The sequence below is a fragment of the Sulfurisphaera javensis genome, assembly GCF_041154675.1.
In the GTDB taxonomy this organism is placed as follows: domain Archaea; phylum Thermoproteota; class Thermoprotei_A; order Sulfolobales; family Sulfolobaceae; genus Sulfurisphaera; species Sulfurisphaera javensis.
Window position 1 is genome coordinate 2,344,043 of record NZ_AP031322.1, and the last position, 22,382, is coordinate 2,366,424.

At 31.3% G+C, this 22,382-nt stretch carries 27 protein-coding genes and 2 pseudogenes; 23 read left to right on the forward strand and 6 right to left on the reverse strand.

Translation table 11 applies throughout. The annotated features are described in order from the left end of the window. The first annotated feature begins 72 nt into the window (after positions 1 to 72). The 9 genes from ACAM25_RS12980 to ACAM25_RS13020 are packed head-to-tail and all read left to right on the forward strand — an operon-like array spanning position 73 to position 6,525. Positions 73 to 1,965 carry a nickel-dependent hydrogenase large subunit gene (locus ACAM25_RS12980; RefSeq protein ID WP_369610125.1) on the forward strand — a complete coding sequence of 631 codons (1,893 nt, stop codon included), beginning with the start codon at positions 73 to 75 and terminating at the stop codon, positions 1,963 to 1,965. Then, positions 1,962 to 2,282: a Rieske (2Fe-2S) protein gene (locus ACAM25_RS12985; protein WP_369610126.1), complete on the forward strand. Its 321-nt coding sequence runs from the start codon at positions 1,962 to 1,964 to the stop codon at positions 2,280 to 2,282. The genes ACAM25_RS12980 and ACAM25_RS12985 overlap by 4 nt, the downstream gene beginning before the upstream one ends. Next, positions 2,275 to 2,892: a hypothetical protein gene (locus tag ACAM25_RS12990; protein ID WP_369610127.1), complete on the forward strand. Its 618-nt coding sequence runs from the start codon at positions 2,275 to 2,277 to the stop codon at positions 2,890 to 2,892. Before ACAM25_RS12985 ends, ACAM25_RS12990 begins: the two co-directional genes overlap by 8 nt. 6 nt (positions 2,893 to 2,898) lie before the next feature. Beyond that, positions 2,899 to 4,080 (forward strand): hydrogenase formation protein HypD, encoded by a 1,182-nt coding sequence (gene hypD, locus ACAM25_RS12995; RefSeq protein WP_369610128.1) that lies wholly within the window; start codon positions 2,899 to 2,901, stop codon positions 4,078 to 4,080. 1 nt (position 4,081) lies between these two features. Next, the gene (locus tag ACAM25_RS13000) at positions 4,082 to 4,384 is read left to right on the forward strand and encodes a HypC/HybG/HupF family hydrogenase formation chaperone (RefSeq protein WP_369610129.1); all 303 of its coding nucleotides are present in this window, start codon (positions 4,082 to 4,084) and stop codon (positions 4,382 to 4,384) included. Next, positions 4,381 to 5,391: a hydrogenase expression/formation protein HypE gene (gene hypE / locus ACAM25_RS13005; RefSeq protein WP_369610130.1), complete on the forward strand. Its 1,011-nt coding sequence runs from the start codon at positions 4,381 to 4,383 to the stop codon at positions 5,389 to 5,391. The genes ACAM25_RS13000 and hypE overlap by 4 nt, the downstream gene beginning before the upstream one ends. 12 nt (positions 5,392 to 5,403) lie before the next feature. After that, on the forward strand, positions 5,404 to 5,637 hold the full coding sequence (locus tag ACAM25_RS13010; protein ID WP_369610131.1) for a hypothetical protein: 234 nt from the start codon (positions 5,404 to 5,406) through the stop codon (positions 5,635 to 5,637). Beyond that, positions 5,624 to 6,064: a hypothetical protein gene (locus ACAM25_RS13015; protein ID WP_369610132.1), complete on the forward strand. Its 441-nt coding sequence runs from the start codon at positions 5,624 to 5,626 to the stop codon at positions 6,062 to 6,064. Before ACAM25_RS13010 ends, ACAM25_RS13015 begins: the two co-directional genes overlap by 14 nt. Further along, positions 6,046 to 6,525, forward strand: a complete 480-nt coding sequence (locus tag ACAM25_RS13020; RefSeq protein WP_369610133.1) for a hydrogenase maturation protease — start codon at positions 6,046 to 6,048, stop codon at positions 6,523 to 6,525. Before ACAM25_RS13015 ends, ACAM25_RS13020 begins: the two co-directional genes overlap by 19 nt. Here the strand turns inward: ACAM25_RS13020 and ACAM25_RS13025 are convergent. From ACAM25_RS13025 to ACAM25_RS13040, 4 genes and pseudogenes are all read right to left on the reverse strand, one after another. Further along, the gene (locus tag ACAM25_RS13025; RefSeq protein ID WP_369610134.1) at positions 6,522 to 6,773 is read right to left on the reverse strand and encodes a hypothetical protein; all 252 of its coding nucleotides are present in this window, start codon (positions 6,771 to 6,773) and stop codon (positions 6,522 to 6,524) included. The genes ACAM25_RS13020 and ACAM25_RS13025 overlap by 4 nt on opposite strands. 9 nt (positions 6,774 to 6,782) lie before the next feature. Continuing rightward, positions 6,783 to 7,208 (reverse strand): annotated as a pseudogene (locus tag ACAM25_RS13030) (indolepyruvate ferredoxin oxidoreductase subunit alpha); the annotation flags it as partial. Between the two features lie 63 nt (positions 7,209 to 7,271). Then, entirely contained in the window at positions 7,272 to 7,562 is a 291-nt protein-coding gene (nrfD, locus tag ACAM25_RS13035) for an NrfD/PsrC family molybdoenzyme membrane anchor subunit (RefSeq protein WP_369611692.1), read from the reverse strand. Continuing rightward, on the reverse strand, positions 7,563 to 7,742 hold the full coding sequence (locus ACAM25_RS13040) for a hypothetical protein (protein WP_369610135.1): 180 nt from the start codon (positions 7,740 to 7,742) through the stop codon (positions 7,563 to 7,565). It lies immediately after the preceding gene. A 243-nt stretch (positions 7,743 to 7,985) separates the two neighbouring features. Between ACAM25_RS13040 and ACAM25_RS13045 the strand changes: the two genes are divergently transcribed. The 6 genes and pseudogenes from ACAM25_RS13045 to ACAM25_RS13070 all read left to right on the forward strand — a co-directional run bounded on the left by ACAM25_RS13045 (position 7,986) and on the right by ACAM25_RS13070 (position 11,927). Beyond that, positions 7,986 to 8,651 carry a hypothetical protein gene (locus ACAM25_RS13045; protein ID WP_369610136.1) on the forward strand — a complete coding sequence of 222 codons (666 nt, stop codon included), beginning with the start codon at positions 7,986 to 7,988 and terminating at the stop codon, positions 8,649 to 8,651. A 55-nt stretch (positions 8,652 to 8,706) separates the two neighbouring features. Continuing rightward, positions 8,707 to 9,229, forward strand: a pseudogene (locus ACAM25_RS13050) (TQO small subunit DoxD). Positions 9,230 to 9,235: 6 nt separating this feature from the next. Next, positions 9,236 to 9,763, forward strand: a complete 528-nt coding sequence (locus tag ACAM25_RS13055) for a TQO small subunit DoxA domain-containing protein (RefSeq protein WP_369610137.1) — start codon at positions 9,236 to 9,238, stop codon at positions 9,761 to 9,763. A 21-nt stretch (positions 9,764 to 9,784) separates the two neighbouring features. Then, the gene (locus ACAM25_RS13060) at positions 9,785 to 10,525 is read left to right on the forward strand and encodes a class I SAM-dependent methyltransferase (RefSeq protein WP_369611693.1); all 741 of its coding nucleotides are present in this window, start codon (positions 9,785 to 9,787) and stop codon (positions 10,523 to 10,525) included. A 482-nt stretch (positions 10,526 to 11,007) separates the two neighbouring features. Continuing rightward, a complete protein-coding gene (locus tag ACAM25_RS13065) occupies positions 11,008 to 11,328 on the forward strand; it encodes a winged helix-turn-helix domain-containing protein (protein WP_369610138.1) in 321 nt (106 codons plus the stop codon). Positions 11,329 to 11,369: 41 nt separating this feature from the next. Continuing rightward, positions 11,370 to 11,927: a hypothetical protein gene (locus tag ACAM25_RS13070; RefSeq protein WP_369610139.1), complete on the forward strand. Its 558-nt coding sequence runs from the start codon at positions 11,370 to 11,372 to the stop codon at positions 11,925 to 11,927. Here the strand turns inward: ACAM25_RS13070 and ACAM25_RS13075 are convergent. Continuing rightward, positions 11,924 to 13,198, reverse strand: a complete 1,275-nt coding sequence (locus ACAM25_RS13075; RefSeq protein WP_369610140.1) for a protein kinase — start codon at positions 13,196 to 13,198, stop codon at positions 11,924 to 11,926. The genes ACAM25_RS13070 and ACAM25_RS13075 overlap by 4 nt on opposite strands. Before the next feature lie 11 nt (positions 13,199 to 13,209). Further along, positions 13,210 to 14,031, reverse strand: a complete 822-nt coding sequence (locus ACAM25_RS13080) for a DUF973 family protein (RefSeq protein ID WP_369610141.1) — start codon at positions 14,029 to 14,031, stop codon at positions 13,210 to 13,212. 464 nt (positions 14,032 to 14,495) lie between these two features. Between ACAM25_RS13080 and ACAM25_RS13085 the strand changes: the two genes are divergently transcribed. The 8 genes from ACAM25_RS13085 (at position 14,496) to ACAM25_RS13120 (ending at position 22,158) form a co-directional block, all read left to right on the forward strand. Continuing rightward, a complete protein-coding gene (locus ACAM25_RS13085; protein WP_369610142.1) occupies positions 14,496 to 15,818 on the forward strand; it encodes a circularly permuted type 2 ATP-grasp protein in 1,323 nt (440 codons plus the stop codon). Further along, the gene (locus ACAM25_RS13090; RefSeq protein WP_369610143.1) at positions 15,803 to 16,603 is read left to right on the forward strand and encodes a transglutaminase domain-containing protein; all 801 of its coding nucleotides are present in this window, start codon (positions 15,803 to 15,805) and stop codon (positions 16,601 to 16,603) included. Before ACAM25_RS13085 ends, ACAM25_RS13090 begins: the two co-directional genes overlap by 16 nt. Next, on the forward strand, positions 16,593 to 16,997 hold the full coding sequence (locus ACAM25_RS13095; RefSeq protein ID WP_369610144.1) for a hypothetical protein: 405 nt from the start codon (positions 16,593 to 16,595) through the stop codon (positions 16,995 to 16,997). The genes ACAM25_RS13090 and ACAM25_RS13095 overlap by 11 nt, the downstream gene beginning before the upstream one ends. A 604-nt stretch (positions 16,998 to 17,601) precedes the next feature. Then, positions 17,602 to 17,892, forward strand: a complete 291-nt coding sequence (locus tag ACAM25_RS13100; RefSeq protein WP_369610145.1) for a DUF4898 domain-containing protein — start codon at positions 17,602 to 17,604, stop codon at positions 17,890 to 17,892. Positions 17,893 to 17,957: 65 nt separating this feature from the next. Beyond that, positions 17,958 to 18,929, forward strand: a complete 972-nt coding sequence (locus ACAM25_RS13105) for a hypothetical protein (protein WP_369610146.1) — start codon at positions 17,958 to 17,960, stop codon at positions 18,927 to 18,929. Positions 18,930 to 19,178: 249 nt separating this feature from the next. Beyond that, positions 19,179 to 19,841 (forward strand): hypothetical protein, encoded by a 663-nt coding sequence (locus ACAM25_RS13110; RefSeq protein ID WP_369610147.1) that lies wholly within the window; start codon positions 19,179 to 19,181, stop codon positions 19,839 to 19,841. Positions 19,842 to 19,975: 134 nt separating this feature from the next. Beyond that, positions 19,976 to 20,359, forward strand: coding sequence for a hypothetical protein (locus ACAM25_RS13115; RefSeq protein ID WP_369610148.1), 384 nt, complete (start codon positions 19,976 to 19,978; stop codon positions 20,357 to 20,359). A 587-nt stretch (positions 20,360 to 20,946) separates the two neighbouring features. Further along, entirely contained in the window at positions 20,947 to 22,158 is a 1,212-nt protein-coding gene (locus ACAM25_RS13120; RefSeq protein WP_369610149.1) for an ATP-binding protein, read from the forward strand. Positions 22,159 to 22,382 lie beyond the last annotated feature (224 nt).

A 22,382-nucleotide genomic window follows, 5' to 3' on the forward strand; every position in this document is an offset into this window, starting at 1 on the left:
AAATTCTTATTTCGCAAATAATATATGTATGAGATATAATTTTTATATGGTTAAAAAATGGGGTGAAATATTATGAGTAGTTCTCCTATAAAAATGGTTATAGATCCTATTACAAGAGTTGCAGGGCATCTAGGTTTAACAGCAACAGTGGATCCAAATACTAGACAAGTAATTAACAATGAAGCCTATACGTACGTTACAATGTTTAGAGGTTTCGAAGTATTTTTAAGAGGAAGACAACCACCAGATGCAATACATATAACATCGAGAAGCTGTGGGGTTTGTGGTGCTGCTCATGCAAATGGTTCAACAAGAGCTAACGATATGGCATTAGGTGCAGTACCTTATCCTCTTGGTGTGGTTTTAAGAAATATGGCATATGCTATGACTGATATAATTTATGATCACTCTATTATATTAAACGTATTAGAAGGCCCAGATTTTTCAGCACAAGTTTTTCAAAACTATTATCCATCATGCTGGCAAGCAGCACAACAAACTAAAGCTGAATACACTGATATTCATGGTTTCAATACAATAGCAGACATTATGACAGCTTTAAACCCATTTGCTGGTTCCTTATGGGTAGATGCGGTAAAAGCGCAAATATTAGCAAGAGAAGCTGGAGTATTAATTTATGGAAGACATTCCCATCCACCAATGCTAATACCGGGAGGAATTGGAACTGATTTATCGGTTGGAGAATCTCTATTTGTTCAGTACATGTATAGGTTAACTACACTAACTGCTTGGGTAAAAATGCTTATAGCTTCATGGATGGACTTAGCCAACTTCCTAATTGATAATTGTGACTATGAAAATCAAGGATTAACTTATGCTCAACCCACTTATATATCTGGATTTGGATGGGAAAGCCCAGAGTTATATAGTTCATTAGGAGAGAGTTACGAAGAAATATATGGTAATATTGACTCCTTGTCTAATACTGCAAGTGAAGGACCACAAACAGTATTCAGACCAACTATAGTAAGAAACGGGGAACTATTAAGCAAAAGCTTCATAGATTTAAATGTTGCCCAGTTAGAGTTTGTTAATTCCTCATTCTATCATAACTGGGCTAAAATTACATCCCCGTTTACTGAAACAGATCCAGCGGGTAATAAGTTAGCTTGGGGACTAACTGCTTCAGATGGCACACCCTTATATATGTACCATCCTTGGAATAAGACAACAATACCAAATCCCATGGCTCCTAACTTTTTAGAAAAATACAGCTGGGATGCTGAACCAAGATTAGTATGGAAAGATGGAACTATGTGGGCTTATGAGACAGGTCCTTGGGCTAGATTGCATGCTGTTGCTCATTTCCATCCAAATAGCCCAATTGTGAAAAATGGTAAGATATCAATAACATTACCAGCTATAAACGATATTCCCTCATGGCTACCTAGTGGAACAATGCAAGAATGGACTGTAGAATGGGAACCACCAGACAAGTCTACAACGCTAAGCAGAATTTTAGGAAGAGCAGTAGATTCTGCTGTGGCAATATTCGTAGCATGGGAGAACCTAGAATATGGTTTAGAATTATTTATGAAAAACCAAACTTCACCCAAGACATCAAGACCTTGGAAACAGCCCTCATTTAGCCTAGGTGTTGGACAATTCGAAGTACCAAGAGGTACAGTAAGACATTGGATGGTAGTTAGCAATTATACTATAGCTAATTACCAATATCATGCTCCTACAACAGCTAATGTATCGCCAAGAGATAATAATTGTAATGGTCCATGGTGTATAAACGGACAAGCAATAGGTCCATTTGAAATGTCAGTAATTAACACTAAGATTATGGAAGAAGTGCCACCCTCACAATGGGTTGGATATGATTTTGGAAGAGCTATAAGAAGTTTCGATCCATGTCTAGTATGTGCTGCACACTTTGAAATTAAAGGATTAAATAAGAAGATTGAACAACTAATAACACCGGTGTGCAATACATGATATTAAAGATAAAAAAGAACGATATACCCCCAAACTCTATGGTTGAAATGTATTTTCAGAATGGAAAACCATGGGAAAGGAAGCCAGTTTTGGTTGTAAACTATAAGGGAAAATTTTTTGCTTTAGAACCTTTTTGTACACATGACGGATTATCTTTAGAAGACGGGTTCATAACTGATGATGGTAAAATTGTTTGTCCTTGGCACGGCTCCGTATTTGATATTCAAACTGGAAAGGTAGTTGATGGTCCAGCGAAGAGGGATTTAAAAGTGTATAAAGTTATTGAAAAAGAAAAAGAGGTGGAAATTTATGAGTGAAATTTCAGCTTCTGGCTTCACTGGTGTATTTACATTAAAAGTTTACAATGATCCAGATCTATATGCATTTGCCGGGAGATTGGCAGGATTAGGATATTCTGTTGCCCAAATAAAATTAAGTGGAGGTACTGGTTATTTATATATTCCTTTAGATGGAAATGGATCTTTTGCTAAGAAAAATCTGATTGATGTTTATTATCAGCCTAAAACTTTTACAGTTGTAAGTGAAGATGTTTCAAATTTTGTTTTGGGAAGCGGTGAGCTAATTCGAGCTTTAAGGGAGAGTGGAGTCTCTAATATTGATTATGCTGAAATTAATATTACAGCCGTAAGAGTTATAAATGGTTTGTCTTTCTCTTTTAATACTTGGAATGTGAGGGGAATCACTTTATCTAGAGGTAGTGTTGATGATAAAAGATATGAACAAATAAGTGTAACAAGAATTAATGATCAACTTTCTCGTTATCTTATTTCATATTATCTAAGAAGTGACTATGAAGACATCTCTCCAGTATTTCATAATATTCCTCAAAAAATAAGTGAGATAGTAGATGAAATAGTAAATTTTTATAAAAAAACATTTATAGTCGAAAAAGAATTAGAGAAGTGATAAAGTATGGATTTGCCTAAAGAAATTGAATTATTGTTTAGAGAGAATTTACCTTTAGCTAAGAAAATTGCTAAAGAGATAGAAAGATTAACACCACTTGTTCTAAGAAAGACTGGTCTAGAGAAGATAAAAATAATGAACTTTTGTGGCTCTCATGAATGGACTACTACTCATTACGGTATAAGAGCAGTTCTACCCCCAGAAATTGAACTTATTCCTGGACCTGGATGTCCAGTATGTGTAACCCCAAGTAGTGATATAGAGAATTTAATAAATTTAGCAATGGAAGGGTATAGAATTTACGTTTTTGGAGACGGTTTTAAATTACCAACAGTTAATCATTATAAAACTGGACAGATAAGTTCTTTGTCTCATGCAAGAGCTTTAGGTGCAGATGTAAGAATAGTATATAGTTTTGCCGATGCAATAGAAGATGTGAAGAAAGATGGAAAGAAATCTATCTTTTTTGGAATGGGCTTCGAAACTACAGCACCAAGCTATGCAGTATTATTTGCTACTCAGAAAATACCTAAAAACTTAATGTTTTATTCTTCAATAAAGTTAACTGCACCGGCTGCTGAGTATGCTGTGCAAGTACACAAGGAGAAAAAAAGAGTTCCAGTATCTGGAGTAATTGGTCCTGGCCATGTTTCAACAATTATTGGGGCTATGAGTTGGGATTTCTTCCCAGAGAAATATGGTATTCCGGCAGTTGTGAGTGGTTTCGAACCTATTGACGTTTTAACGGGAGTTATGATTATTCTAAAGAATTTGTATACTGGTAACATTACCTTTACTGACCTAGAATACATAAGAGTAGCTAAAAGGGAAGGAAACTTATTTGCAAAAGCGAAAATAAATGATGTATTTGATGTAGTAGATGCAATATGGAGAGGTATTGGAACTATTCCGAAAAGTGGCCTTGATTTAAATGACAAGTTCAAAGAATATAATGCAAGGCTTTTAGTTAATGAAAAACCATGGGACTACGATTTACCACCTGGTTGTAGATGCAACGAAGTAACTTTAGGTTTAGCATATCCAACTGATTGTCCACTATTTATGAAAGCATGTACCCCGGCTAGACCCTGGGGACCATGTATGGTTAGCATGGAAGGTGCGTGTGCAGTTTGGGCAAGATTTGGTTCTAGCGAAAGAGTTTTGAGCATAGTCAAAGAGGTGAGATAAGATGTGTTGGGCTGTTCCTGCTAAGGTTGTTTCAATAGATTCTGATGTAATAGCAACAGTAGATTTAGGTCAGAATACCCTAAAGAAAGTAGCAATTGGTGTAGATAATCTAAAAGTTGGAGATTATGTAATGGTTCATGCTGGCGTTATTATAGCGAAATTGTCAAAAGAAGAAGTTATGGAGAATGTAAAATTTATTGAGGAGCAAATAAGGGAAGTCGCAGAGATGATAGGTGAAGATCCAAATGAGGCAATAAAAGATTTTGAGAAATCTGTGTATTCTATTTTAAGTGATGAAAAATGAGTCAGACAATATTAATTTCTCATGGAAATGGAGGAAAAGAGACTCAACAATTGCTTCAAAGGTTAATATTCTCAAAGTTACCTTCATCCTTAAAGAAAACAATTGATGGCGTTGGACTAGATTTTCCAGATGATGGGGCTGTAATAGGCAAATTAGTAATAGCTACTGATTCTCATACAGTATATCCATATTTCTTTCCAGGAGGAAGTATAGGGAAATTAGCAGTCAATGGTACAATAAACGATGTAGTCATGATGAATGCGAAGCCCATTGCAATGTTAGATTCAATAGTTGTTGCTGAAGGATTTCCTTTGAATGACTTAGAGAAAATAATAGATGATATGTTGTCAGTATTGAAAGAAAATAACATACCACTTGTTGGTGGGGATTTTAAAGTAGTTCCTTCTTCATCAATGAAAGACATAGTAATAAACACTGTAGGAATAGGAATTACTGAAAATCCACTTGTAGATAAAATCAGACCAGAAGACGAAATAATAGTTACTGGACCTATAGGCGTTCATGGTAGCTTAATTGCTGCACTACAATATGGAATACAAACAAATTTGCAAAGTGATACAAAACCTTTAATTAAACTCCTTGATGTATTTGATAAGTTTAAAGGTTATATTCATGCTGCTAGAGATCCTACAAGAGGTGGATTAGCTGCTACACTAAACGAATGGGTAGCTAACACTGAATATATGATAGTGATAGATGAAAATAAACTAAATATTCCAGAAGAGGTAAAGGCTATATCTGATGTTACTGGTTTAGATCCTTTAGTACTTGCAAATGAAGGAATAGCCGTACTTAGTGTCTCGCCACAAGTTAGTAAAGATGTCTTAAAAGAGCTAGATAGCTTAGGATTTACGCCAAGTATTATAGGGAAAGTAATATCTCCAGAAAATCCAAATAACAAAGCTTTAGTTGTTGTTAAAACAGTAATTGGAGGAGCAAAAATATTAGAAATGCCTACCGGAGATATAGTACCAAGAATTTGTTGATGATGATGAGAAATGAGTTCATTACTAGACATAGTCCTAGAAATATTAGCTTTACAGAAAGTTATTAAAGAAGAGATACAAAAGCCAATGAGAAGAGAATTGCTTTCAATCATTTATGAGATAAAGCCTATTCAAAACGAAATAAAACTAGATGACCTATTAAAGGAATATAATGCCAAAGATCTCGTTGATTTAGTTCAAAAAATAACCTTATCTATGAAGAGTGATAAAAATGGCAAAACATAAAGTTGTAATAGGTTTCATTCCTTTTTTTGCAACACCGGATGGGCAAGTAGTAGAGGCAGTTTATAATTTATGGAAAGACAAGGAATATGTCCTTGATTTAGAAACGGATCCTATTGATGCAGCCTACCAAGTGAAGAATTTAGAGCCAGAACACGTATTATTAGTAGGTAGCAGTAGATATGCTCCAGATGGTATATCAGAGAAGGAATTTGTGTTAGAAACTAACGACCCTTGGGAAATGTTAGAACTTATAAGACCTGGATTAGATGGGAGATATTACGTTGAAGATGTCGCTTACGGGATTTTAATATTTGGAGGATATAAGAAAGTCTATGCAATATATTATAAAGGAGACTATACACAAGAAATGATTGACAAATTGAACAAAAAGGTTGAGGAGAAAGTACAATGGCTATCAAAATTATAGGCATGGGAAATAGGCTTTATGGGGATGATGCAATAGGTTCGTTAGTTGCATCATGTATAGGAGGATTAGATGCTGAGGCTAACGGTTTTCAGGCCTTAGCATTTATTGAGAAAGGTGACATTGTGTTTTTTATTGACGCAATGATTATGGATGAAGAATTTAATTTGTTTAAAATTAATGTAGAAAAAGCCGAAGAAACTGAAATCTCAGATCCCCATAGATTGTCTCCTATTCAAGTTGTATCATTAGCAAAAAAAGCCGGTAATGTACCGAAAGAGGCATATATATTAGCAATAAAACCTGAAAGGATAGACTGGCCTGGTGTAAGTAATGAAGCAATAGAAAGAGTTAAGAAATTATTTCAGAAATATAATGATTTTTTAGCTAGTTATGGTATCATAATAAACATAGACGAATTATTGAAATGTGTTAAAGAAAAAAGTAATACTCCATGGATTTAAATTTTAGATCTCCTTATTTCACCAAACCTTTCTTTCCAGTTTTTCAAGATCTTTTCTGCAGTAATAGTTTGCTTACACTCATTACAATACTCTAATTCCTCAGTTGGAATATTTAACAATGAGGAAACTCTCATTATTTTCTTTTTATTATCAAACGGTTTGCCACATCTTCTACATCTTACCACTTCATCTTCCGCCACTACGTAAGAATAGTTCTCTTTTAAGCTTTTATATTCTTTATCTTTCATAACGAATATTGCTCCTTCTTCGCATAAATTTACGCATAAGTTGCATCCAATACATTTGGAAGGACTAAAATTAATAAAGATCTTTTCATCTTTCAGAGTGAAGCTAAAAGCTTTTGTTGGACATTTTCTTACACATACCCCACATAAAGTACATTCATCTGTTATTATTACTTTGTATCCATGGATATCGTAAGAACTTTCTCCTTCAATTTTTAAGGAAGATATTATCCTAGTGTAATCTATTCTTTTAACTCCAGATAAGTATGTATTGGGCTTATCTTTAATTTTTTCTTTAATTTCATTAAATAAAGATAGCGTATTTTCGGCAACTTTTCTATTTATACATTTTTCATTAGGGCAATATAATTCTACATCGAAAAACGATTCTAAAGCGTATAATTCCTCTGGTCCTAAAGCACCAATACATGGTACTATAAGGTCTGAATCATCACTACAGCAATATTTGTTTGGCTAAATAATACACCTCCGTAAGAGGCACTAAGAATTCCAAAAATTACTATTAATTAGTAAGTATCTAACTGAAAACATCTTTGACTTTACAACATACCATGAACCAATTTTGCTAAATATTTTTGAAATTCCACCTAACCATATATAAATTAGTATTAGAAGAACTAAAACTGATAAGAAGATAGTACCTAAGAACATCCAACTCTCCCATCTGCCATATTCTAAGCCATAAGTGATAATTTCCCAAGCTGTAGCTGGTTTACCAGCATCAAGTACAAGAAATACTAAGCCTAAAATTAAGGCTAATAGAGACGCTATTCAAATACCAACTTTAAATCTTGCAGTATCTTTTACACTTTCCATTCTTCCACCAGTTGCTGGTACAGCAATTCTTACATCATTCACAGCAGAAACAACCATTAGCATACTTCCAAGACCTATAAGAAAATACGCTAAAGCCACTTTTACTGCCCACACTGCTTGATGGTCTGGTGGCATATCTGGACCCCATGAAAACTGGATATTGGAAAGGTGGTGGAGGAGGTGTTAGACTCATACTTACACTCTCAAATAATATTCTTATTTTATATTAAAATAAGAATGTCTTTCCAAAAATATGAAAATACAAGGGTGTTATTTTAATTCTGTTAATTATTTTTACTTGTTTTTTATAATGGGTAATTTATAATTATAAAAACGTAAAAGAGTCTGTGTCAACAATAAATCTAAATAAATATTTCTGTGAGGAAATATTTTTCCGAAGAAGAATTATGTATACTTGATAAATTGGCATACTCCTCTTTATCTTTATATAAATTAAAGGATTGCGTAAAATTGCCTTTAACAACCTTATGGAGATACATCAACTTATTCATTGATAAAGGTTATATAATTCATGCAAAAAGAGGCTCTTATGTGTTAACTCCTTTAGGAGCATTAGTGTTGTATTTATCTGAGAATGATAAGTACACGAAATCAGCTCTATCATACTTTTCATCAATTTTTGGTGAGAATGCAAAGGATTTCATTGATACTCTAATAAAAATATCTCAGAAATACAAGATATGTATCTTAGAGGTGATTAGGGAGGATTTAACTAACTTTATGCCATATTTAGTTTACGAACTATTAACTGGTGAGAAATTACCAGCTATAGTTACTGAATTTATTATTAATAAGGCTAAAAACTTACCATTCATAAGTAGTGAAGGATGTAAAGTTCTAGTTATACAAACTGCTAACGGTAAAAGAATTCTTGTAGGAAGATGTAAAATTAAAGGAAGTGTAAGTAACGATTATTGCGAGCATATAGAGAAAATGTATAAGAAAATTAAATTGCCCCTATTACTTTTATATTTTTTTTTTAAAATTAAAATATTTTACTCAAACACTTACTTTTTGGCTTAATTTTCATAATGATAAACTTTATTTACTCGATGTGAGAGTTTTTATATTGATAAATATGGCTCAAACTACAGTAGAAGAGACTCAAAAATTCCTGCCAATACTAAGAATAACATTAGGATGGATGTTCTTCTCAGCTTTTGTAAGGAGAACAATAAAATGTGCCAGCAAAATTAAATCCTCATAGTTCAGCCTATGTTGGAGGAAAATTAATAACATTCTTACCTCACGCATGGGGACCAGTTAAAGGAGTATTAATAAGTGTATTGCAAAATCCCTCAATGCTATATGACTTTTTAGTAACTTTCACTGCTTTAGAAGCAATATTTGGGTTATTCATGATGTTAGGATTTTTAACTAGATTATCTGGTCTTGTATTAACTGGCTTAGCCTGGGGTATTGGAGCTGCTGGAGGTTGGCTAGGTTCTACATGTGTTGATGAATGGCAAATTGCTGCAGTTGAAGGGGCTGCAGCGTTTATGTTCTTATTTACTGGTAGTAGATACTTATCAATAGATCAATTCTTAGCTAAAAAGTGGAAAGGAATCAAGATTGGTAAATGGTATATTCCTCTATGGTGATGTAAAATGAATGGGAAATATGTTACTTTAATAGCTATATTAATGATGTTAGTTGCGACTGGTGTAACGTTTGGACTCTATCAAATAAACTATCAAGGATTTACTCACTTAACAAACTATTCTAAAACCCCAGCCTACTCATTAGCTGGAACAAGATTATATTCAAATGGGACATTATTCCTTCAAATTTCAAGGATTGCTGGACCAGATACTTATGGCGGATTTATTGTTTTAGTTCAAGTTTTATATCCAAACGGTACAGTATATTATCAATGGACTGGTCAACAATTAGCTAATATACCAACAAGTGATATAAAGAATGAATTCGATCTACCCGGGCATTTAGCTAGGCCAATTAAAATTGGAAATTACGGTGTAGGATTACTAATCCCATTAGGGCAAAATGCTACTGTAATATTACAAATTCCTCATCCAGTCCCTGCTGGAACCTATATAATTAGAGTTTGGGATGCTGATGGACAAGATTCTGCATATGGAATGAAATTCCAAATTCAAGTTCAAGTTATCTCATAATTTTTTAACTTTTAAATTATTATTTTATTTGTGTCAGTAAGAGCAACGGATGAGGAGTTAAGGCAAGTTTACGAGAATATACCAAAGTCATATGATAGAGCAAATAGGTTTATGTCTTTTAATCAAGACGTAAAGTGGAGAGCCGATTTAGTTAAGACCATCCTACATTATTGTGAAAAACCTAAGTTAGTTTTAGATGTAGCAGGAGGTAAAGGAGAGTTAACTTATGTATTTAAAAAGATATACAAGGGTAATTTCTTCCCAGTAATAAGCGATTATGCTATTAACATGTTAAAGTTAGCAATAGTTAAAGATGACAAAGTTTTAGCTTCTTTTGAGTTCTTGCCTTTTAGAGATAACGCATTTGATGTAGTAATGAGTAGTTTTGCTCTTCATGCCTCAGATAATATTGAATCTGTAATTAAAGAAATGAATAGGGTATCTAAAAGAGTTATAGGATTTATAGCAATGGGAAAGCCAGACAATAAACTAAAGAGAATTTATCTGAGTATTTATTTAAGATTTATAATGCCTTACATAGCAATATTTGCAAAAGGAAGACCAAAAGACTATAAATACATATATTATATTTATAAAAGACTGAATACAAATTCCTATTATAAAAACATATTCTTTAAACATTTAGATGTTAAAGTCTATGAAGAAAAAGCCTTAAACTTATTTTATTTTGTTGTTGGGTATAAAAAATGTGCAAGGAAAAACCAAAGAAACTATTTCGGAGAAAGATTATTAGAAAAGTAACAATAGGTACAAAATTATAACCTTTTATGCAGGCTAATCTCCATTATTAAATTATGACATATTCGACCTATGACATTAGTAAAGTATAATTAGAGTATGAGAAATCAACTAGTATCAATTAGAAAAATATAGGTATAAAGCCTATCATATTACTAGTTTTACATAAGATAGTGAAATACTCGAAATTGAAATATATATAGATTATTCTTTAGTTAGAGTGTACGAAATAGCGTGAATGTTTTAATAAAATTAATCTCTATTATTTTTATATATAAATAATAAATTCTAATCTTCTCTATTCTTGTATATAAATTAATATATTCTAAAAAATAAATATAGATTTTATTCTTTATAGCGATTTTGGTATTTTTCTTTTATGTCTTTTATTATTATTCGTTTTCATCGTTTTACGATCTATCAATATAGTTGAACTGTCAAAGTTAAGAGTAAAATATTTAAAGTTATGACATAGATTAACATATATGAAAGTTAAATTCAATAAGAAAAAAAGAAGTGATTATGAGATTATTTACGATATTCTTAATGCACTAAAAGACGGCCCTATACCAAAGACAAGATTAATTTATAGAGCTGGCCTGACATATTTAACAGCAACTAGATACATTCCTTACCTAGAAAAACAAAATTTAATTAAAAAAGAGGGAGATTTATATCATTTAACGGAAAAAGGTAAGGAAGTCAGATCACTTCTTGAAGTCTATAAAGCTAAGGCAAGTGAGATTAAAGAAATAGTTCAGAAATTGGAACAAGAATTAGGGCCAATGGATGAAGAAGAAAAATAGGTATAAAAAAGTATTTATTTTTCTTCGTTCTAAATCTCTATATGAATTTGTTTCCTTGGCTGATATTAATTATCTCCTCTAGTTATGCTTCTTCTCTTTGTGTAGTATCAAATAAAATGAAGAAAAGAGCTAAAACTTTAAGTACAAAGGTAAAAAAATTAATTGCTTTACAATTTATTGAAAAAAGTGTTGATCTATTATCTGAAAGTGAATTTGCCGAATTAATGGACGAAGTATCTATGCTTACAAACGTTGAGATACACGATAGTAATGGCCTGTTCTATGAGCTATATCAGAAGTTTCCTAAAATTGAAAAGGAACTGAAAGAATTAATGATTAGAATAAGTGTTGTAAACAAAATTGATTCTTTGACTAAAGAGCTAGAGAGAAAGTCTACTACTCTTAGAATTTCTAGTGGGATTTTGTTTTTCACAATTTTAGGTTTTACACTTTACATTACTTATTGCCCTTATCTTCAAATATTATCGTTAATGCAGTACTTAACTACTGGCTTTATGATAACTTTACCATTAATAATAGCTGACTCATTAAGAGCTTATTATGAAAGTGATAAAATCTTCAGATTGATTTACAATTAACAAGAGAACCTTTTTAATCCTTCTATTACTTGTATTATGCTTGGTCTCTTCCTGTAATCAGGATAAACTAAAGAAAGTAAATATCTCTGGAATTTTGTCAAGGAAGAATAATAAAGTTTTGTGTAAAAATTCACATATCTTTGATAAACTGTGTTAGAGTCATTTGAAAAGACAATCTCATCTGGATTAAATCCACTTCTTCCCCAAGTTAAAGCAAATAGAGAAGCACCTAATGAAAAGACATCCATAGCAGGCATAGCTGGATAAGCCATATATAATTCGGGAGGAGCGTATTCAGCAGTAAAGTGTGTTGGAGTTTGTCTAATTCTCTTAACTGATCCTAAATCACTTAACTTAACTTTTATATTACATATTTCTTCGGGCGAGTTAACATTCCTAGATAAAAGAAAGTTACTCGGTTTAATATCTAAGTGAACATAACCAGAGATATGTAAAGTCTTTAGTGCATAAGCAATATCTAATCCAATTTTTGCAACTATTCTTTCCCAGTTAGAGGAAAAATTAAATCCTTTAGAAAGTAATGACAATACACTTCCTCCTTCAACATATTCCATAACCAACGTTGGTGGTTTTGTTAAATAAACTAAAAGATCCCCTCTCATTATTTCTTTTATATCATAAAAGTCAACATTTATCCCATAAACTTTAACTAAATAATCAGATTTAGAGGAAATTTCTATGATATTCCAAGCTTCATTAAAAAATTCTTTAAAAAGATTAAAACTTGAAATAGTTGCTGTAAGCTGATTACTTATTTTAGGTACCTTTATTGCAAAAAGTTTACTATCTTTAATACCTTTAAGAACGTAAGAATTACCACCCTCTCCTATTATATCAATTATCTTATAGCCATTAATTTCTCTTCCAATCCAATCTGAAGGAAAAGATGGAATTATTATATCCTTATACTTTTCATAAACCCTCTGTAAATCCTTAGAAGAAAAAAGCTCTTTTAAGTAGTCACAAATTTTCATCCAATCAGATACGCACTCTGGTATTGGTAATAAAGAAGGGAAATTTATTGCCACATATGATGCTTCGGCAGGAGAATGTAATGTAATAATGTAAGAATCTTGGGTTTGAGAAATTGAATAAGTTTTGTTGGAAGTTGAGGTTGAAGGAAATAAAACTGTTGAAAGTATTGGAATGAGTTTTTGATTAAAGAAAATTACTTTTATAGGCGAAACTGTAATAGGAATTTTCCTATCAATTTTTACTTCAGACTTTTGTAACTTACTAAATATAATCATAACTTACCCTTTTAAGGGTTAAATATAGCCTGGGCATTTACTGTTAAGCTTGTCATTCCATTTGAAATTATTAGAGTTATTGGGTAAGTTGTAGATGGAATTAAAGAGATTACAGTATTCATATTAATTTTAACATTATTAACTCCCATATTAATAGGTATTGAAACGTTAGCAAAATAAGGAGTATTTTCAATTCTAACGCTAATAATATTTCCAGATATTTTAGAATCTAATGTTAACATTATTTCTCCATTACTTTTTATAACTCCTAAACCAATCTGATTAACCAAACTTGGATAAAATGTTGGTTGAGCAAAAACTGGATTAGGTTGTTGAATTGCAACAGGTTTATTTTCAGCTTTATTTAATCCAACAGCAATTATTATACAACCTATTATAGAGACTACCGGAATAAGGCTAAGTAAAGCACCTTGTCTTATAGTACTTTCTGAATAATAATCACTAATTTTATCTAAACCCCCTTTCATTAATGCAAATCCAACAATCCCAATAATTAATCCTACAAGCAAGCTTAGAGGGGATAAAATAAATGCGACAATAGAAACTATTGCACCTCCATCAGCATTTCCTTTAATTAAAGGAAAAGATTTGAAACCTTGATAGGCAAATATTCCCCCTATTATTCCTAAAACTAATCCTAAAATATCAGATAAGACTAAGTATATAATAGAGGTAAAAGAAGATACTCCTGCTAAAAACGATAAAGCAAAATTAACTGCAGAAATAAAGCTAACAAAGAATGCTATCTCTGCCATAGCGTAAAGAATGAAAGCATTTCTAAGCTTTCTTACTCCTTCTGCAGGTGATATCATAATCTAAACTCTAATTTGTGAAATATATATTTTTTCGAATAATATACTCTCTCTCATAATGTTATCATAAAGCTAAAAATTCTAGTTAATCGTTAAATAGGTGAGAAAAATCCTTTTTAAGGGCATTTTTCCATTTAATACGTTAATAACGATGTACTTTAAGTGATACTTTAATCAATTTTTTCTACTTAGAGTTGCAAAGAAGTCAGTTGCTAAATTAATTCATAATTTAGTTGTATTTATTTTTAATAAAACTTTAATATATATATTCTCATATTACCTTTCTTAAAGCTAAATATATTGTTTATTTACTCTTCCTTAAAATTACCTATTTTTCATTCTTGTCGTTATTTATGAGTACTAGTATCTAAAATCTTTTCATAAAATATGATTAAACAATTGAAAAATTAATATGAAAATACCTTGTCAAAAGCTTAAATTTTAGTTATCATAGTATATGATAAATGAAAATAAGAAAAGTCAATAAGGACGTTACTTATAACGAGTTTTTACACGATCCAATTTATACTAAACTTATCGATAATGTCGAACGACTAGGTAAAGATATTTTCGATATAAGTAAAAGAGTGAATTTACAAGCTTATTTTGAGGGTTTTACATTTTATACTTACTTAAAATATAGGGGAACACCAATAGATATTATTCCTAGACTCTTGTCCTTATCCTTTTTTAATAAAATCTCGGACTATCTTATTGCAAGAAATTATGTCTTAAATCGATTCATAAAAGAGGTTTATGAAGAGAAAAATTCCCCAATTCCGGATTGGATTATTAAAACTAATCCTTATTATAGACCAGAAATGATTGGTTTCACCCCTCCTAAAGGTATTTATACTCACGTTTATGGTGCAGATATTGTAAGGGTAAGTGGCAATCCCTACATATTAGAAGATAACTTAAGAATCCCTTCTGGAATATCTTACGCATATAAAGCCTTTGAGTACACTCAAAGATTTCTTTCAATCCTTTCTGAAGGTTATAAGATTCTTGATATTTACGGTCTTGAGTACTTGAATGAGATTTTACGTTACGTAAGTGGAACCAAGGATCCAGTAATAGTATTACTAACAGAAGGTACTTACAATTCAGCATATTTTGAACATAAATTCATTTCTGATAAGTTAGGGATAATTTTAGCTGAACCTAATGATATAAAAGTAAAAGATGGAGAAGTAGTTGTAGATACAGTTGATCAAGGAGAAGTACATGTAGATGTTATATATAGAAGGATTGAAGACTTAGATTATTTAACCCCTGGTTTAATGAAAGCTTATTTAAGAGGATGGGTCACTTTAGTCAATGCCCCTGGTACGGGAATAGCAGATGATAAGGCTAGTTTCGTTTGGGTTCCTTATTTAGCTGAAAGATATGGGATAAAAATGGAAGGAGTAATACAGCCACTTACTCTTTGTCTTTATGAGAAAGAGAATTTAGAAAAAGTGCTTAACTATCCAACTCGTTATGTTATAAAGAAGAGAGAAGGATATGGTGGAATAGGTTTAGCTATAGTTAAAGACGATAATATCAACGTCATAAAAGAAGTATTAAAAGAGTATGAAAATTTTATTGCTCAAGAAGTCTTAGACTTTGATACTGTAATATCAGTTATAGGGGATTCATTTTACGAAACTTATGCCGATTTACGTTTCTTTGTTTATTATGATAAAGTAGCTACAGCTATTCTAAGTAGAGTTGGAATTTTAGGAAGTAGAGTTACTAACAATTCTTCTGGAGGGATGGTGAAACCAGTATGGATTATAGAGTGAGTTACGTTAGCGTTTATGAATATGAAGCTGATGTAATACTAAATGAGAATACATTAAAGATAGTTCCATATGATGGTGACAATCAAATATTATTAAAGCATGAAGTTGGTACAATACCAAAAGGTTATATGACGTTTTATAGAGATATTTTTCATAATATAGTTTATAAAGTAAAAGTAACTGAACCGCATAGAAGATTAGAAATATTCTCTTATAGTGAAGTTAAAGTTGATAATAAAGTGATAAAGACTGATTATGAATTTCCTTATAACTATGGCTTTAATGAGTTCTTACTCCCAACAAAGTTAGTTGATCCAGAACCCTTTAATCAGATTGCTAAAGAAGTTACGAAAGGATTACGAACTTTAGGAGAAGTTATAGAGGCAATTGTAAAATTTGTAAGAGGTAAAATAAGTTATAAGCCTGGTGTTACAAACATAAATACTACAGCTTATGAAGCATTTAAGTTTGGTTACGGAGTTTGCCAAGACTATACTCACGTAACTTTAGCAATGTTAAGGGCTTTAGGAATACCTGCAAGATATGTAATGGGAGTAGTTAATGACAACCCAAGGGCTACACATGCATGGGTTGAAGTATTAACTCCAGATGGTACATTTCTCGATGTAGATCCTACTAGGAATAAGTTTTACAACTTAGGTTATATAAAGTTTGCAATAGGTAGGGATTTTTCAGATGTGAGCCCAGTAGTTGGTTCGTTCGTAAGTTCTGGGAGAGGTTGGTTAAAAGAGGTTAAAATTGAGGTGAAAATACGTGATTCCTAAAAGTATTGGATATAAAATATATTGGGCCGGTAGATATTTGGAAAGAATAGAAAACGTATGTAGGGCATCACTATTTGCCTTACATAATGGCAAATCATTAGACAGTTTAGCAAAGGAATATGGATTAGAAAATGAGAAAGACTTGATGAAATATATAAAAACTTCCTTTGAATATCTGAGAGAAGACATACGAGGTTTTGCAGATGAAAGAATATTAATTGAGGTTAACAGTTTAGGACTACAGATAAATTCAAATACCTCTGACCTAGAATCTTACTTTTCTAGGCTTCTTATAGTGATAAATTCAATAGGTTCAATGCTCGAAAACTACTTTATAAAAACTAAGGAAGAAATGAGGATAAGATCACAAGAGGAGAACGCACCAGAATTTTAAGGTTTGTCAAAAATAAGATGTTAAACTTAAGGTAAAAGGAAATTACATAATAGATGACTATTACTTTTATTATGGTATATTAGTTAGAAGTCCTTACATATGTAAGAATTAAACATTGATCTTACTAAAGCAATAGAAAGAGGTATATTAGTCTACACTGGGGAAGATATTTTAGCTAAGACAATTTTGTTATCGATAGAGAAGGAAAAATCTTACGACTATACAAAATCGTGTAGTTCCACAGTGGAAAAATAATGATAGACGAAAATCACAATTTCTTAGTTTCTTAAAAATAGGATGTTAATATTTCTGGAAATTCTTTTGAAGTTTTGATTTTACATAACGCAATTACTAGTAATAATGTTCACTTAAAAGATTGAATATAATTAGAAGCATAATTCTTCTAAATTATCTTTCAAATAGAAATAAATGACATAACTATCTATTACCGTCATCGTAATAAGAAATAATAAATTGCATTTTGTTGAGAAAAAATCAAACGACAAATAATAGATTACATTAAAATTACGAAAAATTTTACCTTAACCTCTTCGAAGTTTTCGAATTAAAATTTATATATAAGAGTAAAGAGACAACCAATAGTATGGTTGAGGTTTCACACATTTATGAATACAATGTTGAGGAAGATATTAGATCATTAGTCAACATTCTTGGGTTTGATAAAAGTATGGTTATTCCTTTAAAAATTATAAAAGATCCTAAGAAATTCTTTAATTTTATCCTCCCAAAAGATAAGCCTTTTGCATTAATCGTTCCAACAAATTATGAAATAGTTAAAATAGTTAATGAAATTAGATTTAACCTCACAAAATATATTCTAATATCTGAAAACTTAAAGGACATTGCAATTCTTCTAATAAAGAACTCAAAATAAGACAACTTTCATGAAAACTATCTACAGAAAAATTTTTTTATACTACTAGTTTACTAAAAAGAATTATGGACGATTGCAAAACATTACTCTTTGATAACCCACAAGAATTAATAAAAAGGCCAGACTGTTTCCTTTCTGAAGATCATTATTATAGGGCTAAGAGTTTTCTAACTCAAAATCATACTATAGTAATGGATTATGTATTAGTTCAACCATCTAAAGGTATGGTTTACATCTTTGGAATAGATGACACATCTGGCAAAATCTTCTCTAGGAGGGCAGAATTTGATATTTCAGTAATCTTTGCTTTAAATGAGAAACTTTGGTTAGAAGTTTTAAAAAAGGCAATGGGCTTTACTCATCACAGATGGGAAGTGAGAGAATTATCAGAAGATCAAGTGATAAGACTACAAGGAGATTTAGTAATGAAGGTAGAGAAAGTTTATGATTCATTAGAAGACTTAACAAATAGTATTATTTCTGAGTATCTTTCTGGAACTGAATACAGATCAAGGTTCAGAACTTTTGCAGACCCAGAAATTGAGGAGATGTTAGTTGAAGAATTCATTAGGGAGTATATTTCGCAAGATGAAGAATTAAAGAAAGTTATTAGATTAATTAACGTATATGAGGAGTTACAAGAATATAGGAACAATGAAATACTTTCTGAGATCAGAGATAAAATAAGAGAAATTTTAGGGTTAGCTACAAATAGAGTACCTAATGTAGATACAATATACAGGCAAAAGGTAAGGGAGAAGAAAGACAAATTCCTAGATTTCCTAGCAAAGAAAGAAGAAAAACTTAAGTTAAAGTATGGTCATGCGACTTCTCCTCATTTAGTTGAACTCTTAGGAATACTTCTGGATAGGTATGTAGTTATTTTAAGAGAACAAGATATAATAATAAGCCATGAAGAGCATGGACTAACTAGCTTTCATGTAAATAAACCAGCAATAGTTAGATTTGGTACATTAGATGATAGGTTTGCTAGAAGAGAAATAAGAATTAGCGATTCAGCGTATTTAGAGTTTTAACATGAAGTGTGGGCAAAAAGCCTTTAGGCAGAGATGAATGCTCACAAAACTTACAGATCAAAAACAGGCAAGATTGGAGGGTTCTTTGATTCTCTCTACTGTCCCTCAGATGTAACCACGAATCAATGAGGGAAACTCCACCCTAAAGCGGAGGAAGTCAGTACTATTTAACGATTAAGAAAAAAATAAGAACATTAAAACTTACTAGAGGAAGAACCCCTTTTTATCCTCAGCCTAATATAGTATTATATGATTTGGGTCTATTACGATTATGATATTGAATCCACACAAATGGAATTTCTTCATCTTAGTAAAGATGTGATCAAAAGTTTTATCCAAAAGAAGAATTTTCAAGTCTTAGATTATAATACCGTTACTAAAGCAATAGAAAAACCTGGTATATTGATTATGCTTCAAGATGTTATGCCTTACTCTTTATTTAATGTAGAATATGATACTTTGAGTTCACTGAATAATAATTTAGCTAGATTCATAAAGGAAGGAGGAATATTCGTGTGGTTAGGAGATGTACCTTTCTTTTATAGAGTAAGATGTTACGAAAGCGATGAAGAACCTATTGAGCTTGAAAATCTATTTAAAGAGAAAAACAGATGGTTACCACACTTTGATTTCTTTTCTACTCACTTAAAACCATCAAGAAAAGGCAAATTAATATGTTATAGGGACATTATATCAACTATTTATATAGAGAAAAATATGGAAGTAAAATATTTGCCTTACAGTGTAAATTATCTGAAGTTCTTCAACATTGGTAATATATGTTATCTTAATGAGAAGAAAGAGTCAGAACTAACTCTTCTTGGCAAAGCATTGAACTATAATGACACTAAAACTCATAGACCTTTAAAAGCAACTACTTCAGTAAATTCCTCTAACAGAAATAAAGCTTGATTATACTTTATGTAAAGGCCTCTATTACCCAGCATGGATTAAGAAAATAGGAAAAGGGTATTTTGTTAGACTTTTAGATCATCATATTGAAAATGAGGAAACTTTAGAAAACGTAATTGAAACAGTGATGAAAATTGGAAAGTACGAGGGACTTACTTGAAAAATACTCGTTAAAGAGGGAAGAAATAATAGAAAAAATAATGAGTTCACCAGAAGTGGAAAAGGAAATAAAAGAGATTGTACATATGATAAATGAGATTCTTTCAAGTAGTTTTCCTTCACTAGAGGAAAAGTTTTATTTCCTAAAAATAGGTTCGTTCTTTAGAAAATTATATGAAAACGAGACAGAAATAAATAAGTACTACACGATAAGATTAAAAGAAAAATGTATCGAGATTATTTGCAAAAATCTTCATGAGTGCGAAAAGAAGTGTAGCAAATTCTCAAAGAGTGTTAATGAATATAGAAGAAAGGTATGGGAGGATAGAACCATTGAGATATGTAAGAATTTCTTCTAAAAGAAAATTAAGGGACTAGACTGTGATGAGCTTTATAAACTACTTAGAGATTTGTATGATATTTTTTCTAAGATATTCCATACCTTCGAGAAATTTGAGATTAATAAACAACTAGAGACTGAAATATTAGATAATATCTTGTTCTTTATATATCTCGTTACTAACGCTTAAGATCATGTTCTTTAAGGAATTTCATTTCTTGTTGACATAGATAGGAAGTTTTAGATCATTTTACGTATTTAAGCATATTTAGTAACATATTCAAGGAAGTTTTATATCGTAAAAAATGTGCTTGTTTATTTAATAAATTTAGAAAAACAAAATTGCTAATGCATTAGGTAGTTTGAATTTTTATATGAAATGATATCTTTTAGTTGAAAAAACCAGTGATAAAAACTCTTTCTCCATTAAAGATCAGCAGTATTTTCACTTTTTATATAGATAACAAATCTCCTTTGTCTTATAGTATTTTAATGAAATCACAAGGTAAACAGTCATCTTTTCCGAAGATTGAATTACCTCATCTTTATCAGTATACTGATAAAGTTTTACGAAAGACTTTTTTAGTATACTGATAAAGTTTAGCTGTGAACTCATTAAAACAAATAATACTCGATCAAAAGGTTAGATTAGAGAAAAAATTTGAAAGAGAACGTATTATAGAGAGGGAAACACCAGACTTAAGGAAGTATGTATCTTCACCAAACGTTTTAGCAATATTAGGTGTTAGGAGAAGTGGGAAATCAACCCTTTCTCAACTTTTAGTTAGGGGTTCAAATTACGGTTATGTCAACTTTGATGATGAAAGGCTTTACAGCTTAAAGGCTGAAGATCTCAGCAAGGTTGAAAAGGCAATATATGAACTTTTTGGCGATGTAGACTATTTTCTCTTTGATGAAATACATAATATCCCGGGCTGGGAGTTATTTGTAAATAGACTAAGGGAAGAAGGGAAGAAAATTATTATTACCGGTAGTAATTCAAAAATGCTCTCTGGTGAATTATCAACTCATCTTACCGGGAGACATATTGATTACACTCTATTCCCTTTCTCTTTTTCAGAATATCTAAAATTCAAAGGAATAAAAATTGAAAGAGTAAATGATACCTTCACTTCTTTATCTGAAAGTGTTATAAAGAGAGAATTAGAGAACTACTTAAAGCTTGGTGGGTTTCCAGAAGTTCATAAGGTTTCTGAAGATATCATTCATTCAATTGTATCTGACATAATAACAAAGGACATAATCTTTAGGCTCAAAATTAAAAGGATAAGAACCTTTCACGATTTTGCCTTTTCATTACTTTCATATTACTCTAACGAAGTTTCTTTAAATAGATTTTCTAAAATGTTAAAACTAAGCATAAACACTGTTGAAGAATGGTTTAACGCAATGATTGAGGCTTATTTAATATTACCATGCGAAAGGTACTCTGAAAGTCCTAAAGCTAGGTTGGTCTCACCAAAGAAGATTTACCTTGTTGATCCTGGGATTGCATCTTTAGTTTTACTTGACAACTCAATAGGAAGAATAATGGAGAACACAGTAGCAATACATTTAGCTAGAAAGGGAGAAAAACTTCAATATTATAAAAGTGAAAAAGGGGAAATTGACTTTGTGACAAGGAATGAATTTATTCAAGTAACTTTTGCTGAAGGGAAAGATGATATTAATAAAAGAGAAGTTGAAGTCTTGAAAGATGTTAAGGGGAAGAAGAAAATCGTTGTAACATGGGATTATGAGGATAAAGTTGAAGATATACAATTTATCCCTCTTTGGAAATATTTACTTTCTGAATAAGGGATAAGCTTTAGCATAGAGAATGTTAGCATTGTGTTAGTTCTCTAATTTATGGTATTTGATCGACAGTTTAGAATAACCTAGCAATTAACTTATGAATTGGAATTTTATCTTTTAGATCAAACTATTTCCATTAATTACATCAGTGGTAATAGAATACGTTATTTCTCATCTTGTACATTTGGATTCGCACAGTTTTTATGAGCTGGATAATTTTCATTTTA